Raw genomic sequence first — 1,126 nt, forward strand, 5'->3', positions numbered from 1 at the left:
CTCTCACGATTTAGCCCTTGCCATTTGCGAGTGTCTATCGTTTAATAACAGTATGTTATTTAAACGGTGATCTTCCTACAGAGGACTTTCACCTCATAAGTCAATGCCCATGTCGGGCGTACACAAGCTGTTAAATCAGGACAAATAACAGTTGGTTTTTGCTCCTACGTCGCTTATTTTAACCAACTATTATTTGCCCATTAACGAGGGCGTTATATTTTCCAAAATGACTGAACGTATATCCTTAAATCGCAGCCGTAAAAAGTGGTTGCTAGAAGAAGAACAAAATATTGCCAAAGCTTTAAGAGGTAAGTTACCTCCAAAGTATTTTAGGCTTGATGAAAGGCATATGCCGAATAAACGAGACTGGATTAATTTCTATTTCGAGTATTTTATGACTTTCCATGTAAATAATTTCAAACTCACGAATAAATTATGGTGTGATGGAGCCCAAATAGAAACGTTATCAATTAGAAATAATAGGTACATTCTATCTGGATTTTTGTATTTATTACCCGAAGGTGAGTCGACTCCTAAATACTGGAGCTTTATCAAAGAGTGGGATAAGTTTCCTTTTAGCGGGTATATTGATTTAGCTCCTCAAGCTGATAAAGTAATTGATTATAAGTTTAAAATTCAGATGGATAGCTTGTTACTTCAGTGTAAACGGAAAATATAATCGGGTAGCCCGAGGTCTCTAACCTCCAGCCCCCACACCACCCATCATGCGCTTTTTATTAACAGGAAGTGCAATGGGCGGTTCATCTCCCGTAATGAATATTGATCCAAATATCCCTCAATGACACTACCCCTTGTGACGCTAAGTAGTTATTGCCTAGCGCAATGTTAATTCCTTTTGTTTTTGAGCTTCTACAAGGGCCTTCGTTTCCAAGCGCCTACTTTTGGTACTGGTGATACCACAGGCTATGGCGAGTCGTTCGCTAACACCTAATTTCATTAAACTGCGTACTTTGGTACGAGCTATTCCTTTGGAAAGAGCGCCACTGCCGCCAGTAGCACATCCTTATCCTACGGCGGATCCAATGATCTAAATCCACTGTTAGTTGATAAGCGTTGGCTATTAGGTAGTAGTGTCCCCAGCCACGTAAATACTGTGTGAGTTTAT

General features: G+C 39.8%; 1 protein-coding gene and 1 pseudogene. One reads left to right on the forward strand and one right to left on the reverse strand.

The features are described from left to right. Nucleotides 1–226 precede the first annotated feature (226 nt). The gene (locus tag ACJJVX_RS00210) at nt 227–679 is read left to right on the forward strand and encodes a hypothetical protein (protein ID WP_405629480.1); all 453 of its coding nucleotides are present in this window, start codon (nt 227–229) and stop codon (nt 677–679) included. An 82-nt stretch (nt 680–761) separates the two neighbouring features. Here the strand turns inward: ACJJVX_RS00210 and ACJJVX_RS00215 are convergent. Beyond that, nucleotides 762–1,126: pseudogene (locus ACJJVX_RS00215) on the reverse strand (group II intron maturase-specific domain-containing protein); the annotation flags it as partial.

Source organism: Pseudoalteromonas sp. Ld20, from assembly GCF_045064175.1.
Lineage (GTDB): Bacteria > Pseudomonadota > Gammaproteobacteria > Enterobacterales > Alteromonadaceae > Pseudoalteromonas > Pseudoalteromonas neustonica.

Bases quoted from the DNA above. Each gene is read 5' to 3' on its own strand.
- ACJJVX_RS00210 (WP_405629480.1), top strand. From the start codon at position 227: ATGACTGAACGTATATCCTTAAATCGCAGCCGTAAAAAGTGGTTGCTA.